The organism is Lacisediminihabitans sp. FW035 (assembly GCF_054880895.1).
The window spans coordinates 615,953-630,570 of sequence record NZ_CM142187.1 but is presented as its reverse complement, the minus strand read 5'-3'; the positions used below and the strand labels follow the sequence as shown (position 1 = coordinate 630,570).

Below are 14,618 nucleotides of genomic sequence, written 5' to 3'. Positions count from 1 at the left end.
GAGCGCCAGCGAGCGTGTCGAGACCCTCAGAACCTGCTGGTCGAGTAGCGAGCGCCAGCGAGCGTGTCGAGACCCGCGGAACCTGCTGGTCGAGTAGCGAGCGCCAGCGAGCGTGTCGAGACCCGCGGATCAGGCGAACTCGACGACGAGTTCCACCTCGACCGGCGAGTCCAGGGGCAGGACGGCGACACCCACGGCGCTGCGGGCATGCACCCCGGCGTCGCCGAAGATCTCGCCGAGCAGCTCGGAGGCCCCGTTGATCACTCCCGGCTGGCCGGTGAAGGAGGGGTCGGATGACACGAATCCGACGACCTTCACCACGCGGGTCACCCGATCCAGCGATCCGATCGCGGACTGCACCGCGGCGAGCGCGTTCAAGACGCACGTGGCGGCGTAGGTCTTGGCATCCTCCGCCGAAACGGAGCCGCCGACCTTGCCGGTGGCGGGAAGCGAGCCGGCGACGAACGGAAGCTGCCCGGAGGTGAAGACGAGGTTGCCGCTGACGACGGCCGGGATGTAGGCGCCGGCGGGCGTTGCAAGGGAGGGGAGTTCGAGCCCGAGCTCGATGAGTCGGTCGGCGATGACAGGCATCAGTTCTCTTCCTTCTTGGGGCGCTTGAAGTAGGCGACGAGTCCGCCCTCTGGTCCGGTCACGACCTGCACGAGCTCCCAGCCCTCCGAACCCCAGTTGTTGAGAATCGCGGCGGTATTGTGCACGATCAGCGGTGTGGTGACATATTCCCACGAGGTCATCCCGGCATCCCTTCAGGTTCGACAGGGTGATCATCCCTTACCCTGATTCTATGTCTGCCCAAAAATTGAAGCCGTCCGGCGTGCTCGGAGGCGTGCTCGGCCTCCTCGGTTTCAGCGTTCTCGCGGGCGTCCTGGTCACCGCGATGGTCACCCCGGCCATCGCCGTCACCAGCATGACGGCACAGGGCTCGATCGATATCTTCGAGAACCTCCCCGACTCGATCAAGATCGACTCTCCCTCCCAGCAGAACCAGATCCTCGCGATGCGCGGCGGACAGCCCGAGAAGATCGCCACCATCTACAAGCAGAACCGCCAGGTCGTGGGCTGGGATGCCGTGTCCCCCTTCCTCAAGCAGGGAGCGGTCGACGGCGAAGACCGCCGCTTCTATTCGCACGGCGGGGTCGACATCCCCTCCATCGCGCGCGCCGCGGTGAAGAACACCACCCAGTCGTCCAACGGAACGAGCGGAAGCTCGACCCTCGACATGCAGTTGGTGAAGAACATCCTCGTGCAGGATGCGTTCACCACGAAGACCGGCAAGGAACGCGACGCCGCAATCGCGGCCGCGAGCGGATACTCCATCGACCGCAAGCTCAAGGAGATGAAGCTCGCGATCGGACTCGACAAGGTCTATACGAAGAAGGAAATCCTTCTCGGGTACCTCAACATCGTGGGAATGGGATCGAACACGTACGGAGTGGAGTCCGCAGCACAGCTCTACTTCGGGGTCTCCGCCAAAGACGTGACGCTTCCCCAGGCCGCGAGCCTCATCGCCATCGTGCAGCAGCCCACCTCGCAGAACCTGCTCGACCCCAAGCGCTACCCGGCCAACAAGCTTCGCCGGGACCAGATCCTGAACTCCATGCTCTCGGCGAAGCACATCACCCAGAAGCAGCACGATGATGCGATCGCCACCCCGATCGAGTCCTACGTGAAGATCACACCCCAGTACAACGGGTGTCGCAACGCGATAGTGGACTACGCCAAATGGCCGTGCGACTACGTGACGAAACTCATCACCTCGACCGTCGACCCGGGCAAGTTCCCGGGTGCGGCTCCGGTGGTGAATTCGCTCGGGGACACTCCGGCAGAGCGCCAAGCCAACTGGGACAAGGGCGGCTACAAGGTCTACACCTCGATCGACCTCGACCTCCAGAAAGCAGCGCACGACAGTCTCGCCCAACAGGCTCCCCCGACCGAGGCGAGATTCCCGCTCGGCGCGGCAGCAGACACCGTGGAGGGCGGCACGGGCCGGATCCTGGTCATGGACCAGAACAAACTCTTCGACGACGCTCCCGGTGCCGACGCCCAGACCACCACTGCGGTGAACTTCAGTACTGACTTTCCCTACGGCGGCTCGGGAGGATTCCCCACCGGCTCGACATTCAAGGTCTTCGACCTCGCGAACTGGCTCCAAAATGGTCATGGCCTCAATGACCTTGTCGATGGAACGGGCCCGCAGTACTACAACAACAACGCATTCAAATGCGATGGGGTTCCGCTTGGTGGCACCGCTCCGCAGAAGCTTCAGAACGATGGAAACTCCCGCGGTGGATTCATGACCGTGAAGGCAGCCCTGATCGGATCGGTCAACAACGCCTTCATGCACATGGCCGAGAGGCAGGACCTCTGTTCCATCCGGGATACCGCGATGACCCTTGGGGCCCATCGAGCCGACGGACGAGCTCTCGAGACGATCCCTAACTTCATCCTCGGTTCCAACGAGCAGGCTCCCCTGACGATTGCGGCCGCAGCAGCGGGAGTCGGCTTCGGCGGTCTGCACTGTGAGCCGATCGTCATTGACAGTCTGGTCGATGCGTCCGGAAAGAAGCTCCCGGGCCAGGCGCAGACGTGCAACCAGGCACTCACAGCCGATGTGTCCGCGGGCACTTTGAACGCGATGGCGGGCAGCATGCAGAGCGGTACCAGCTCGCCCGGGAATCCGCGTGACGGCATTGCGATCGGCGGAAAGACCGGAACAGGAAACACTGCGGACCACGTCTGGATCATGGGTACAACGACCAAGATTGCGACAGCCGTGTGGACCGGGAACGTCGTCGGCCACGCCAGTCTCCGCAAGGTGACGAACCCGATCACCCGCGGCAACTATGCGTCGACGTCGCGCTTCAACATCTTCAAAGCGATCATGAAGCCTGCCAATGCGAAGTATCCCGGCGCGAAGAGCTTCCCCGCAGCATCCGCCGCAATGCTCGGTGGCTCCTCCGCCACGGTTCCGAACGTCGTCGGGCAGACCTCGGCCCAGGCGCAGGCGGTGCTCAGCAGCCTCCAGTTCGAATTCAAGGACGGCGGGCCAGAGGCCTCCGGCCTGCCCGCCGGGCGCGTCACCCGAACGGATCCCGCGGCCGGATCGAAGGTGCCCTCTGGCGCGGGCATCACCGTATACACGAGTGACGGGAGCCTCGCGACGACGATGCCGGCCGTCACCGGGCTCACCCGCCAGGTCGCGGATGCGGCGATCGCGAGTGCCGGCTTCGATCCGGGCAACATCAGCTACCAGTGGGCGAAGGGCAATCCGTTGCCCGGCCAAAGCGACAGTATGTGCATCGTGCAGGCCTCCAATCCGTCCTCCGGCTCTGCGGCCACGAAGACAGATCCGGTGACCCTCACTGTTTACGGCAAGCCGGATGGAAGCGACCCAGGCGGGGCCTGCCCCAAGTGAGCAGGGCATCCGAACGGGCGGGGTCGGCTGCGGTAGCCCTCGCCGCGCTCGGCCTCGGGGCCCTCGCGTGGGGCACCCTTGTCGAGCGGAATCGCTTCACAGTGCGCACCCACACGGTGCCCGTGCTCCAGCCGGGAGCGCGACCACTGACGGTCCTGCACCTCGCCGACCTGCACATGGCCCCCTGGCAGAGGGCGAAGCAGGAGTGGATCCGCGGACTGGCGGTCTATGAGCCGGACCTGGTGGTGGATACCGGCGACAATCTCGGCCACGAACGCGGGATCGAGGGTGTCGAGTATGCGCTGGAGCCGTTCCGCGGCATCCCCGGAGTCTTCGTGCACGGGTCCAACGACTATTTCGGTCCCGTCGCCAAGAACCCCTTCACCTACTTCACCGCGCCGTCGGAGGTGGAGCACGCCCAGCCGCGACTGGACACGCCCCGACTCACCTCCTACCTGGAGGGGCTCGGCTGGCTCGACCTCAACAACACCGCCCGGGCCATGAGCATCAAGGGATCCCGCCTCGAATTCCTCGGGGTGAACGACGCCCACGTCGGGTGGGACAAGCTCGCGAAGCTGCCCGGAGCACTGGACGAGATGCGTGAGAACGTGGGCTGGCAGGATGAAGAGGGCGGGCCGAACCCCATCACCATCGGCCTTACCCACTCGCCCTACCAGCGCGTGCTCGACTCCCTCGTCACCTACGGCTCCGAGCTGATCCTCGCCGGACACACGCACGGCGGCCAGGTCTGCGTGCCCGGATACGGCGCTCTGGTGACCAATTGCGACATCCCCCGCGACCAGGTGAAGGGCCTCAGCCTGTGGACTCACGCGCGCCGCACGGCCTATCTCAACGTGTCGGCGGGGCTCGGGACATCCATCTACGCACCGGTTCGATTCGCGTGCCCGCCCGAGGCGACACTGTTGACACTCACGGCCCGAGATATCAGCTATTCTTGACAAGGCCCGTTTTGCGGGTCAGCTCGAGTGTTGGGCATCGGGGTGTGGCGCAGTTTGGTAGCGCGCTTCGTTCGGGACGAAGAGGTCGCAGGTTCAAATCCTGTTACCCCGACAGAGGGAAAATCCGGAATTCGATCGAAAGTTTTCCGGGAGTAGATTAATGACGGACTGGGATGGCCTCAAAGCCCTCCCGGTCCTTCATTGTTTCAATTGCCGCGCGGCGTTTGCTTGCCGCTATGGCTCTAACATCAATTCAATCCGCCCCGAAGAACGTTACACGCGGCCTCGAAGTCTTCGGCCGTGGAATAGAAGTGCGGTGCGAATCGAAGCCCATTCCGCAATGAGCAGCGCACCCCGGCCGCCAAGAGACGGCGGTGCAATATCGCGTCGCCCTTACCGCTGGTGGCGATCAAAATGCCGGACCAATGTGCTCGGTCGCTGTCACGGGCGATAGTCAAGCCGACGCCCGAAAGCGCAACAGCCAATTCAGCTGTGCGGTCCAAAACCACCTCTTCGACCTTGGCTCGTCCGATCTCCGCGACAAGGTCAGCCGCTGCGGAAAGTCCAGCAATGTTGGCCACAACTTCGGTGCCGGATTCGAAGCGTCGGGCATCACTCGCGAAGACCGGTTCGTGCGTGAAGGCATAGGGATCCGCGACGCTCAGCCAACCAACTACGGAAGGCTGTACGCGATCCATCGCGCGTTCAGAGAAATGTGCGAAACCTACCCCGAGCGGACCGAGCATCCACTTGTGAGCGCTGACGGCGAGAACGTCGACCCCGTCCCTGTCCGCGTGAACCCAGAGCGCGCCAACGGCCTGGGTTCCATCGACGACCAGCAGCGCGTCGCGCTTCCTGCACAGCGCAGCGATTCGCGCCAAATCGTAGCGGTAGCCCGACGAGTACTGCACGGCACTGATCGCGACAACCCGTGTCCTGTCATCGATCATCCGATCGAGCTCGACAAGGTCACCGTGGCCTTCGACCATGGGCACTTCCCGGATGTGGACACCCTTGCTGCGAAGCTGTAACCACGGATAGAAGTTGGACGGAAATTCCCCCGAAGGCACGACCACGTTGTCGCCGTCTCGCCACGTGAGGCCGTTCACCACCAGCGCAAGGGCGGTAGAGGTGTTCTGAGTGAAGGCCAGGCGCTCCGCGGACCCGCCAATCATTTCGGCAAGACTCCGACGCGCCCCCTCGATCATCTCGCCCCACGCTGCTGTGGCAACAATCCCGTAGTCGGCGTGCGATTGTGCGATTTCCCCCATCGCGTGCACGCTCCGGCGTGACATGATGCCCACTGCCGCCGCATCCAAGTAGGTCAGATTTCGTGTGGCGGGAAAGAGAGCCCGAACGGACTCGAGATCGAACCCTCCACCTACGTCCTGTGCAGTCACCATCGAACTACTCTCGCAGGTTCTCACGGCGAGGGTCGCGCGTTCGGAACAGGGTCCGCGGCCCCCGGAACCCACAAAGGGGCACCGAAAAAACGCTCTTGGAAAGTTTCACGGAACTCGTCGCAGTGCTCGTCTCGGTCGGTGACAGCTGCCGGGCTGATGCGACTCTCACAGATTTCGCAGCAGCAGAAGTTAGCTTGCAGGTTCTTGGGCCGTCCCGGAATTGCCACTCCCTGCTTCCGAAAGTGGCCACTGTTTCCGGCGCAATCTGGAATCCCCGAACCCTCGCAGAATTGCCGGAACAGCGTCACAGTGTGCGGCCGTTTTTTGATCCTTTGGGCCTTTCTTCCCGTCGACATGGTTCGAAATGCAGGACGGGGTGTGACGGATGTTACGGGTGAAGCCCATGCGCCACATCTGTCACGCGGACTCCTGCATTTCGAGCGCGCAGCCGACCAGGCGCGCATGGATGCAGCCGCGCAGCCGCACCGCCGCGCGCGAACGCAGCCGCACCGCCGCGCGCGCACGCAGCCGCACCGCCGCGCGCGCGCAGCCGCACCGCCGCGCGAGCACGCCGGCATGCCGCCTTCGCGAGAGGCCAGCGCCTACTCGAAGTCGGCGTCGGGCGCCGAGCCGTAGGCCGTGTCGGGTTGGTCCACGAGCACCCGACGCCGAACGCTGCCGAGCATTCCGTGACTCTCCTCGAGATAGCACGCGCCACAGAGGGACTCGTAGGTGACCTCGAGCGCGCCGTCGATGGCCACCTGGTCGCCATCGAAGATGAAACGGCCGTCGATCTTGCGTGCGTTGAAGACGGCCTTGCGCCCGCAGCGGCAGATTGTCTTGAGCTCCTCGAGGGAATGGGCTATCTCGAGCAGGCGACGACTGCCGGGGAAGGCGACGGTCTGGAAATCGGTGCGGATGCCGTAGGCGAGCACCGGCACCCCCTCGAGGATCGCGATGCGCAGCAGGTCGTCCACCTGCGTCTCGCTGAGGAACTGCGCTTCGTCCACCAACAGGCAGCTCACGTCGACGCCGGTGGCGGTGCGCACGCGGGCCCGTTCGAGTTCGAAAAGCGTGTAGACGTCGTCATCCGGAGTGATCACGAAGTCGACCGGGCGGGTCACGCCGAGCCGGGAGACTATCGCGCCGTCTCCGCGGGTGTCGACCGAGGGCTTCGCCAACAGCACCTGCTGCCCGCGTTCTTCGTAGTTGTAGGCGGCCTGGAGCATCGCGGTGCTCTTGCCACTGTTCATCGCGCCGTAGCGAAAATAAAGCTTTGCCACTACTGGAGGTATCCGTCCTCGGCGGCCCGGCGGATGAGATCCGCCTTCTTGCTCGCCGGTCTGTTTGCTTTGGCGTATTTCTCCCGCACCCGACGCAGGTAGGTCTTGGCGGTCTCGTACTGCACGTTCATCTGGCTGGCGACCTCGGTGGTGCTGAAGCCGACGACATAGAGTTTAAAGGCCTCTTCCTCGCCGTGGCTCAGTTTGGGTCGCGACTGGTGCATCGCTCCGACGGGAAGGGGGCGCCAGTCCTTCTGCAGGTTCTGGCCGGTCTCGACTCCCATCACCTCCCGCGCACTGTCCATAACCTCGCGCATCGGGATGGCCTTCGACAGGAAGGCGGATGCCCCGGCATCGAGCGCCCGCTCGCGCGCCTCCCGCGTGTCGAGGCTCGACAGCACGATCACCTTGGCTCCGGCGGCGCGGCAGGTGCGCACGCGCGCCTCGATCGAGACCGACTCTTTCAGCTGGAAGTCGATGAAGACCAGTTCCGTGGGGAAGTTCTCGCTATGCACCAGCTGCAGCCAGGTACCTGCGCTCAGCACGAGGTCGAAGTCGGGAGCGTTCGCGCTGATCCAGCTGGACAGGCTGTCGAGCAGCACCTCATGGTCGTCGAGGATCGCCAGTCGCACGCGGCGACCGGTGCGACCGGACGCCGGGCTAGTCGTGGTCATACGAGAACCTTAGTGTGAGCTCGGATTGCACGAAGTCGACCTCCAGATTGATGAATACTGCACGCATGACGGCTAAGAACGGAGCAAAAGTAGAGCGCGCGACGGAGTCGGCGATGGGCAGGTGTGCCGTTATGACGGCATGACAGCGATTCCCGTAGTCCGAAAGCACGACTCGCAGGTGATCACGGGTCATGCCCGGGATGTCAGTGAACGCTACAAGGAGCGCGCGGATCGCGGTGCGCTGGGCCACCGTCATCGCCGGCGCGACGCGGTGCGGGTCGTCCACCACCAGTCTGGCGGCGCCTGGACGGTTCTCGCGCTCCACCCCCGTCAGCTCCACCAGGGCCTCGAGCCAGGACCGATCCACCTCCTCCACCATCACCTGGCGGATCGAGTCGGCGATCGAGCGCGCCCGCTCCCGATCCGCGTCGGTGATCGACTCGCGCGCAAGGACCTCGGTGAAGAACGGCAGTACGTCGCGGTTGAGGATGGTGACGCGGTCCTGCTGCACCGATCGGGCTATGCCCTCCCGTAACTCCCGCACCAGGCTTACGGACGCCGCCTGCGCGCGCTTCTGCCAGCGCTCGATCGAGGCCACGACCCCGTTCGAGAACATCGCCGCCGACAGGCACAGGGCGAACATGGGCGTGACGGCGACCGCGACGAAGGCGAGAGGCGGACCGGGTGTCACGAGGGACGGCACCTCCAAGAAGGTGATGATGCTGATGGAGACCACGGAGCAGATGCCGCCGAAGACGATCTCCCGCCCCGGCCGGTAAGGCCCGAGAGCCACCAGCAAGATGCCGAGCGTCGCGGGGCCCCAGTCGTCGCGGATGTAAGCGTTCGATCCCCACTGCCCGAGGGCCTCGAAGAGGATGGCCAGCACGGCGACGAAGTGCACTGCCGCATGGGTCCGCGCGGTGAGAGGGGCGCGGTCGGGACTCGACGCGGAGATGATGATGAGCCCGGCGATGGCGAGCATGGCGAGAGCGAGACTCGCGAAGATGGGATTCGAGATCTCCGCCTGGCCCCTCACCGTCATGAACACGGCGTACCCGAAGGCGCCGATGGCGAGGAAGATCGCGACGGGAGCGACTCCGGTGCTGCCCGCGGGATCGAGCTGCTGCCGCGTACGTTCGACGGTGGTCATGAGGCATCCACCCCCGCGGATCGCTGCGAGGACCGGGAGGGCACCCGGATCATGATCGAAGTGCCGCGCCCGGGGGTGGACCAGATCTGCACGGCTCCTCCCACCTGCTCGATGCGATCGCGGATGGAATGACGGATGCCGAGCCGGTCGGGCGCGGTCTCCGCTTCGGTGAAGCCCCGGCCGGCGTCGATCACCATGACCGAGACATCCGTCTCCGACTCGAACACCGCCACTTCCGCCCGGGCGAGCCCCGAATGGCGGAGCACGTTGACGAGGCATTGCTTTACCGCGAGACCGAGCGAGCGGGCCGTCTCCGCGTCGAGACGCGACACCGCCTCGAAGTCCCCGGTGGAGTCGATCTCGAGGCCGAGTAGCTGCGATTCGGCGATAGCGGCGAAGAGGGGCGTCTGCTCCCAGCGCTGCCGGAGGGCCGGGTCGATCTCCGGCTCGGCCTCGGTGAGCCACTCCTCCCCGATCAGGATCTCGAGGTCCCGCTCGACCTGGGCGCGCAACTGGGGGTCCAGGGCGTCGTCCACCGAATCGGCGATCGCCGCGAGGTGGCTGAGCACGGTGTCGTGCAACAGCGATGCGGCCTTGACCTCGATGCGGTGGCGCATGGCGGCGAGCTGTTCGTCGCGGGCGGCTCGATGCAGCTTCGGCTGGGTGCGCCGGGAACTGCGTCGACTGAGGCTGCCGGCAATGAAGATGATCGAGGTGACCGCGTAAGCGAGGAAGGTCGTGACGTCGAACTCCCAGCGTTGCCCGGTGACGAAGATCGCGGCACCCGCCGAGACCTCGGCGGCCAGATAGCCGGCGGTGCACCAGGCGATCCGGGGCACGATGTGCGGCGCGGATCCGCCCACCATGATCAGTGCGATCTTGGGAAGGGCGAGGGAGAGGGCGTCACTCTCGAGGATCGCGGGGCTCTGGGAGTAGAAGGTGAGCACGAACCAGTACGTGCAGGCGGCTCCGACCACCAGGTATGCGATCGAATAGAGGGTGTCCCGCGTGCGAGCGCTCAGGTAGAGCAGCACGAGCATCGGTCCGATCGCCAACAATGCGGGCCAAAGCACGGCGGCCGGAAGCGAGAGCTGAAAGGCGATCGTCGTCACGAGCGCGGCGGCCAGGCAGGTATAGGCGACCGCATTGAGGGAACGACCGAACGAGCGACTCACCGTGCGCGGCGCCCGGTGGGACGGCAAACCCAGGGACATGCAGTTCCCTCCGTCGGCCGCGTGGGATTCAGTATCTCATCGGCTCTTGCGCATTTGTACCCCATTGCACGGTGGATTCTTGCAAATTCTGGCTATTTTGGGCTTAAACGTCCCCTTCTACCCCCATCAAGCGATGAAAGTCCTCAGTTTCAGAACAGCGTGGGCGGGCCGGGGGCCGCAGGCGCCGACGGCCGGTCGAGCAGTGAGTCGACACCGCTGGCCCGACCGAGGGCAGCGGTGCGCACAGTCGCGCTCGAACGGATGGCGCCAGTCACCGAATCCACGCGGCCCCTCTCGAGACCGTGGGCTCGGATCAGCGGGGAGATCGTGTCCTCCAGGTGACGCCGATAGCCCGCCGAAGCGTAGGCACCGGTCCCGTAGAGCTGCCGATACCGCGAGACGAGTTGCGGGTGATTCCCTTCCAACCAGGCGAAATACCATTCCCGGGCGCCCGGGCGCAGGTGAAGCGCGGTGTACATCACCGAACTCGCACCGGACTCCGCGATGCGGGCCAGCGCGGCATCCAGCTGGCTGCGCGAGTCGGTGAGGAAGGGCAGGATCGGCATCAGGAACACCGAGCATTCGAGTCCGAGCTCCCGTGCCGCGGAAACTGTGGCGAGTCGTGCCGCAGTGCTCGGCGTCCCGGGTTCCACCGACTGTTGCAGTTCGTCGTCGAAGACCGCGATCGAGAACGCCAGATCCACGGGAACCCGCTCGCTCGCCTCCGCGAGCAGCGGAAGGTCACGGCGCAGCAGTGTGCCCTTGGTGAGGATGCTGAATGGCGTCTCCGAGGCGGCGAGGGCCGCGATGATGCCGGGCATCAGGCGATACCGCCCTTCTGCACGCTGGTAGGGGTCGGTGTTGGTGCCGAGGGCCACGGGATGATGCCCCCAGCCGGGTTTCGCCAGCTCCTTCGTGAGGATCTCGGCCACGTTCACCTTCACCACGATCTGCGAGTCGAAGTCCGCTCCGGAATCGAGGTCGAGGTATTCGTGGGTGCGGCGGGCGAAGCAGTAGACGCAGGCGTGGCTGCATCCGCGGTACGGGTTGATCGTCCAGCCGAAGGGAAGGGCTTTAGTCTCGCCCGGAACGCGGTTGAGGGCGCTCTTGGCGAGCACCTCGTGGAACGTGATGCCGGCGAACTCCGGCGTCTGCACGCTCCGCACCAGGTTCGACAGTTTCACGAGGCCGGGGAGGGCAGCGGACGCCTCCGCCCCCAGTTCCTGCCCGCTCCATCTCATTCAGACATTCGAACACACGTTCGAGTCTCTGTCAACGTCTCTGGATCGTCAGGCGAGCTCGAGAGCCTTCTGGGTCGAGCCGAGGGTCTTCTGCGCGAGCGTCGGGTTGTCTGACAGCAGGGTGCCGTAGGTCGGCACCATCTCCAGGAGCTTCGGTGTCCAGCCCGCGATGCGGTCGGGGAAACACCGCTTCAGCACATCGAGCATGATAGGGACGGCGGTGGATGCCCCGGGCGAAGCGCCGAGAAGCCCCGCGATGGAGCCGTCGGCCGAGGTGATGACTTCGGTTCCGAACTGCAGCACGCCGCCCTTCTCCTTGTCCTTCTTGATCACCTGCACCCGTTGGCCGGCCGTGATGAGATACCAATCCTTCGGATCCGCGTTCGGCATGAACTCGCGCAACTCCGCGAACTTCGTGGTCTTGGATGCCGCCAGCTGGGAGATGAGATAGCGCACCAACGCGAGGTTGGAGAGTCCCGCCGAGAGCATCGGCACGAGATTGTGCGGACGGATCGTGGCGAACAGGTCGAACCAGGATCCGTTCTTCAGGAACTTGGTGTTGAACCCGGCGTAGGGACCGAACATCAGGCTCGGCGATCCATCCACCAGGCGGGTGTCGAGGTGGGGCATGGACATCGGCGGAGCACCGAGGGCAGGCTTGCCATAGACCTTCGCCTGGTGGCGTGCCACGACCTCGGGGTTGTCGGTGCGCAGGAATTCCCCGCTCACCGGGAAGCCGCCGAAACCCCGGATCTCGGGGATCCCCGACTTCTGAAGCAGCTTCAGGGCGCCACCGCCGGCTCCGACGAAGACGAATCGGGCGCGTACCTCCTGGGGAGTGCTGCCGACCTCGTGAACGATGCTGAGCCGCCACAGGCCGTCCTTCTGGCGGGTGATGTTCTTGACGGTGTGCTCGGTGAGCAGCGCGGCACCGTTGGAGGTGAGGTAGTCGAGGAGGCCGTGAGTGAGCGCGCCGAAATCGACGTCTGTGCCGGCATCGATCCGCGTGGCAGCGATCGGCTGATCCTTCTTGCGACCCGGGATCATCGCCGGCGCCCAGGAGCGGATCACCGTCGGGTCGTCGCTGAATTCCATGCCCGCGAAGAGCGGATGTCCGGCGAGGGCCTGCTGCCGACGGCGCAGGTAGTCGACATTCTCGGCGCCCCAGACGAAGCTCATATGCGGCACCGGGTTGATGAAGGCCTCGGGATCGGGCAGCAGGTCCTTGCCGACGAGATAGGACCAGAACTGCCGGGACACCTGGAACTGCTCGTTCACCTTGACCGCACTCGAGATCTCGATCGTGCCGTCCGCCTTCTCCGGCGTGTAGTTGAGCTCGCAGAGCGCGGAGTGGCCGGTGCCGGCGTTATTCCACGGGTTCGAGCTCTCGAGCGCGACATCCCCGAGCCTCTCGAAGATCTGGATGCTCCAGTCGGGCTGGAGTTGCTTGATGAAAGCGCCGAGGGTGGCGCTCATGATGCCGCCACCGATGAGCGCGACGTCGACGGGTTTGCCTGGAACAGTCACGCCCCCAGTTTACGGCGGGGAAACTGCCCGCCTCCCGTGAGGGAGCCTCCGGCGGCGTTAAAGCGGAGGATTCTTAAGGCGGGTGCGCTCGGGGGCGCTCGCGATCGTTCGCATGCGTAGGTCGGCGCGCTCGAGGGCGCTCGCGTTCGTTCGACAGCAGTTTTTCGGCATCCGGGTGGTTCGACAGCAGTAATTCGGGCAATCGAGCACCCCGGTGATGTCGAGCGAACTCAGCCGCGCCCCGGCGACCTCTCCTCCCCCGGTCGGCGGCTCGGGCTGCTGCCCCCAAGTCGACGCCCGACGGCGGTAGGCGCCTGCGTGCTGCGGGAGGATCACTCGCGATGCGCTCCCTCGAAAACGACCTTGCCCGCTCCGGGGACCTCGCCCGGGTCGGCTTCCTTCGAGCCCTCGGGCATTCCGCACGAACCCTGTCGGCGGCACGCCGCTCCGGGCGGGTGTATTCACCCCGCCGGGGGTGGGTCGCCTCGGCTCGGGCCTCCCCGGCCGCCGTCCGCGCCGTTGCACTGGGCGGACGCCTCGGCGGAGCCAGCGCCCTCGAGTCCTACGGCATCTGGGCCGGACACCGCCCGGGTCTCGTCGTAGCGGTCGTTCCCGGCACCAGCCGTCTCCCGCCGATCTCGCCCGGCGAATCCCGCGTCTGGGCTCACGACCGGTTCCCGATGCACGGCGATCGGATGTTCCGGGTCTCAGTCCGGGATGCGATCATCCAGCACGCCCGCGTCGCCCACTGCGGGGAGCTGATCGCGACTCTGGACAGCGCCCTGCACCACGGGCTGCTCGGCGAGTTCGAACTCGCGGAACTGCTCTTGGCGCTGCCGGAGCGAGTGCGGCCGTCAGCGGGCGAGCTGGATGCTTCCGCCATGGCCGGCACCGAATCGCTGATGCGCGTCGCGCTCCGGGCGCAGGGCTACCGGGTTCGCACGCAGGCGAGCATCCGCTTCGTGGGGCTGGTCGACCTGCTGGTCGACGACTGGTACATCGTGGAGTGCGACAGTCGAGAGTTCCATGACGGGGACAGCCAGCAGGACACTTACCGACGACGCGATGGTGAGGCGACCCTCGCTCGGTACGGATCGGCGAGGTTCACCTATTCGCAGGTGATGTTCCATCGGGAGTGGTGCCTCAGCGTCGTTGCGGCCGGGCTCGCCGCGGGTCGTCCGTGAGCGCGACCGCCGTTGTCGAAGTGCAGGCGCGACGGTGCGCCGGCGCGCCTGCAGGTCGGCGGGGACCAGGCGTCGGCGGGCCCGGGGCGCTCGACATCATCCGTGGCCCGGAAGTCGCGAAGAACTGATGTCGAACGGCCCGAATGCCGAGAAACTGATGTTCAGGGAATGAAGAGGGGCAGCCGGGCGCTACTCGCCCTTGACGGCGTCCCCGAAACCGAGCTCCGCGATGGTGCGGATCTCCGGTGCTGCCGCGAGGATCCCGCCGGCGCGGGCGAGCAGGGCGGTGACCGCCGGCGCCGCCATGTGCGCTTCGAGGGCTTCGGCGCTGTCCCATCGCTCGATGGTGACGATCACCGACCCGTCCGAGTAGAGCGCGTACTGCTGGCATCCCGGCTCCTGCTGCACGAGCGGAGTGGCCTCTTCGAAAGCGGCCGTGAGCTCGGGAAGTTTTCCGGCCTGCGGGGTGATTGTGGCGATGACGACGATAGACATGTGGCTCTCCTGTGAACGATGATTGCTGACATCCTCGCTCATGTTCATGGCAGAA

13 protein-coding genes, 1 tRNA gene and 1 pseudogene are annotated in these 14,618 nt (G+C 65.5%); 4 read left to right on the top strand and 11 right to left on the bottom strand.

Translation table 11 applies throughout. The features are described 5' to 3' along the window. Window positions 1-129 precede the first annotated feature (129 nt). Together ACVXZ4_RS03125 and ACVXZ4_RS03120 are read right to left on the bottom strand one after the other, a co-directional pair. Window positions 130-591 (bottom strand): RidA family protein, encoded by a 462-nt coding sequence (locus ACVXZ4_RS03125; RefSeq protein WP_461796780.1) that lies wholly within the window; start codon window positions 589-591, stop codon window positions 130-132. Between the two features lie 17 nt (window positions 592-608). Then, window positions 609-752: pseudogene (locus tag ACVXZ4_RS03120) on the bottom strand (DUF4177 domain-containing protein); the annotation flags it as partial. Window positions 753-802: 50 nt separating this feature from the next. Between ACVXZ4_RS03120 and ACVXZ4_RS03115 the strand changes: the two are divergent. The 3 genes from ACVXZ4_RS03115 to ACVXZ4_RS03105 all read left to right on the top strand — a co-directional run bounded on the left by ACVXZ4_RS03115 (window position 803) and on the right by ACVXZ4_RS03105 (window position 4,504). After that, on the top strand, window positions 803-3,433 hold the full coding sequence (locus ACVXZ4_RS03115) for a transglycosylase domain-containing protein (protein WP_461796779.1): 2,631 nt from the start codon (window positions 803-805) through the stop codon (window positions 3,431-3,433). Beyond that, the gene (locus tag ACVXZ4_RS03110; RefSeq protein ID WP_461796778.1) at window positions 3,430-4,392 is read left to right on the top strand and encodes a metallophosphoesterase; all 963 of its coding nucleotides are present in this window, start codon (window positions 3,430-3,432) and stop codon (window positions 4,390-4,392) included. The genes ACVXZ4_RS03115 and ACVXZ4_RS03110 overlap by 4 nt, the downstream gene beginning before the upstream one ends. 38 nt (window positions 4,393-4,430) lie before the next feature. Further along, window positions 4,431-4,504, top strand: a tRNA-Pro gene (locus ACVXZ4_RS03105). Between the two features lie 136 nt (window positions 4,505-4,640). Here the strand turns inward: ACVXZ4_RS03105 and ACVXZ4_RS03100 are convergent. The 8 genes from ACVXZ4_RS03100 to ACVXZ4_RS03065 all read right to left on the bottom strand — a co-directional run bounded on the left by ACVXZ4_RS03100 (window position 4,641) and on the right by ACVXZ4_RS03065 (window position 12,833). Further along, on the bottom strand, window positions 4,641-5,795 hold the full coding sequence (locus ACVXZ4_RS03100) for an aminotransferase class V-fold PLP-dependent enzyme (RefSeq protein WP_461796777.1): 1,155 nt from the start codon (window positions 5,793-5,795) through the stop codon (window positions 4,641-4,643). Between the two features lie 417 nt (window positions 5,796-6,212). Further along, window positions 6,213-6,365, bottom strand: coding sequence for a hypothetical protein (locus ACVXZ4_RS03095; protein ID WP_461796776.1), 153 nt, complete (start codon window positions 6,363-6,365; stop codon window positions 6,213-6,215). Between the two features lie 32 nt (window positions 6,366-6,397). Then, window positions 6,398-7,078 (bottom strand): thymidine kinase, encoded by a 681-nt coding sequence (locus tag ACVXZ4_RS03090; protein ID WP_461796775.1) that lies wholly within the window; start codon window positions 7,076-7,078, stop codon window positions 6,398-6,400. After that, window positions 7,078-7,752: a DNA-binding response regulator gene (locus ACVXZ4_RS03085; RefSeq protein WP_461796774.1), complete on the bottom strand. Its 675-nt coding sequence runs from the start codon at window positions 7,750-7,752 to the stop codon at window positions 7,078-7,080. The genes ACVXZ4_RS03090 and ACVXZ4_RS03085 overlap by 1 nt, the downstream gene beginning before the upstream one ends. After that, window positions 7,739-8,902: a hypothetical protein gene (locus ACVXZ4_RS03080; protein WP_461796773.1), complete on the bottom strand. Its 1,164-nt coding sequence runs from the start codon at window positions 8,900-8,902 to the stop codon at window positions 7,739-7,741. Before ACVXZ4_RS03080 ends, ACVXZ4_RS03085 begins: the two co-directional genes overlap by 14 nt. Then, the gene (locus ACVXZ4_RS03075; protein WP_461796772.1) at window positions 8,899-10,116 is read right to left on the bottom strand and encodes a sensor histidine kinase; all 1,218 of its coding nucleotides are present in this window, start codon (window positions 10,114-10,116) and stop codon (window positions 8,899-8,901) included. Before ACVXZ4_RS03075 ends, ACVXZ4_RS03080 begins: the two co-directional genes overlap by 4 nt. A gap of 149 nt (window positions 10,117-10,265) precedes the next feature. Further along, the gene (locus ACVXZ4_RS03070; protein ID WP_461796771.1) at window positions 10,266-11,357 is read right to left on the bottom strand and encodes an Rv2578c family radical SAM protein; all 1,092 of its coding nucleotides are present in this window, start codon (window positions 11,355-11,357) and stop codon (window positions 10,266-10,268) included. A gap of 48 nt (window positions 11,358-11,405) precedes the next feature. Further along, window positions 11,406-12,833, bottom strand: a complete 1,428-nt coding sequence (locus ACVXZ4_RS03065) for a malate:quinone oxidoreductase (protein ID WP_461797915.1) — start codon at window positions 12,831-12,833, stop codon at window positions 11,406-11,408. A gap of 392 nt (window positions 12,834-13,225) precedes the next feature. On the opposite strand from ACVXZ4_RS03065, the gene ACVXZ4_RS03060 reads away from it, so the two are divergent. After that, window positions 13,226-14,068, top strand: a complete 843-nt coding sequence (locus ACVXZ4_RS03060) for a hypothetical protein (RefSeq protein WP_461796770.1) — start codon at window positions 13,226-13,228, stop codon at window positions 14,066-14,068. A gap of 189 nt (window positions 14,069-14,257) precedes the next feature. Here ACVXZ4_RS03060 and ACVXZ4_RS03055 read toward each other — a convergent pair whose 3' ends face one another. After that, window positions 14,258-14,563, bottom strand: a complete 306-nt coding sequence (locus ACVXZ4_RS03055; RefSeq protein WP_461796769.1) for a putative quinol monooxygenase — start codon at window positions 14,561-14,563, stop codon at window positions 14,258-14,260. Window positions 14,564-14,618: the final 55 nt, after the last annotated feature.

What these genes read in the sequence shown, in the direction of transcription:
- ACVXZ4_RS03125 (WP_461796780.1), bottom strand. Translation starts at nt 591, where the DNA reads ATGCCTGTCATCGCCGACCGACTCATCGAGCTCGGGCTCGAACTCCCC.
- ACVXZ4_RS03070 (WP_461796771.1), bottom strand. Translation starts at nt 11,357, where the DNA reads ATGAGATGGAGCGGGCAGGAACTGGGGGCGGAGGCGTCCGCTGCCCTC.
- ACVXZ4_RS03075 (WP_461796772.1), bottom strand. Translation starts at nt 10,116, where the DNA reads ATGTCCCTGGGTTTGCCGTCCCACCGGGCGCCGCGCACGGTGAGTCGC.
- ACVXZ4_RS03065 (WP_461797915.1), bottom strand. Translation starts at nt 12,833, where the DNA reads ATGAGCGCCACCCTCGGCGCTTTCATCAAGCAACTCCAGCCCGACTGG.
- ACVXZ4_RS03115 (WP_461796779.1), top strand. Translation starts at nt 803, where the DNA reads ATGTCTGCCCAAAAATTGAAGCCGTCCGGCGTGCTCGGAGGCGTGCTC.
- ACVXZ4_RS03080 (WP_461796773.1), bottom strand. Translation starts at nt 8,902, where the DNA reads ATGACCACCGTCGAACGTACGCGGCAGCAGCTCGATCCCGCGGGCAGC.
- ACVXZ4_RS03060 (WP_461796770.1), top strand. Translation starts at nt 13,226, where the DNA reads ATGCGCTCCCTCGAAAACGACCTTGCCCGCTCCGGGGACCTCGCCCGG.
- ACVXZ4_RS03100 (WP_461796777.1), bottom strand. Translation starts at nt 5,795, where the DNA reads ATGGTGACTGCACAGGACGTAGGTGGAGGGTTCGATCTCGAGTCCGTT.
- ACVXZ4_RS03085 (WP_461796774.1), bottom strand. Translation starts at nt 7,752, where the DNA reads ATGACCACGACTAGCCCGGCGTCCGGTCGCACCGGTCGCCGCGTGCGA.
- ACVXZ4_RS03055 (WP_461796769.1), bottom strand. Translation starts at nt 14,563, where the DNA reads ATGTCTATCGTCGTCATCGCCACAATCACCCCGCAGGCCGGAAAACTT.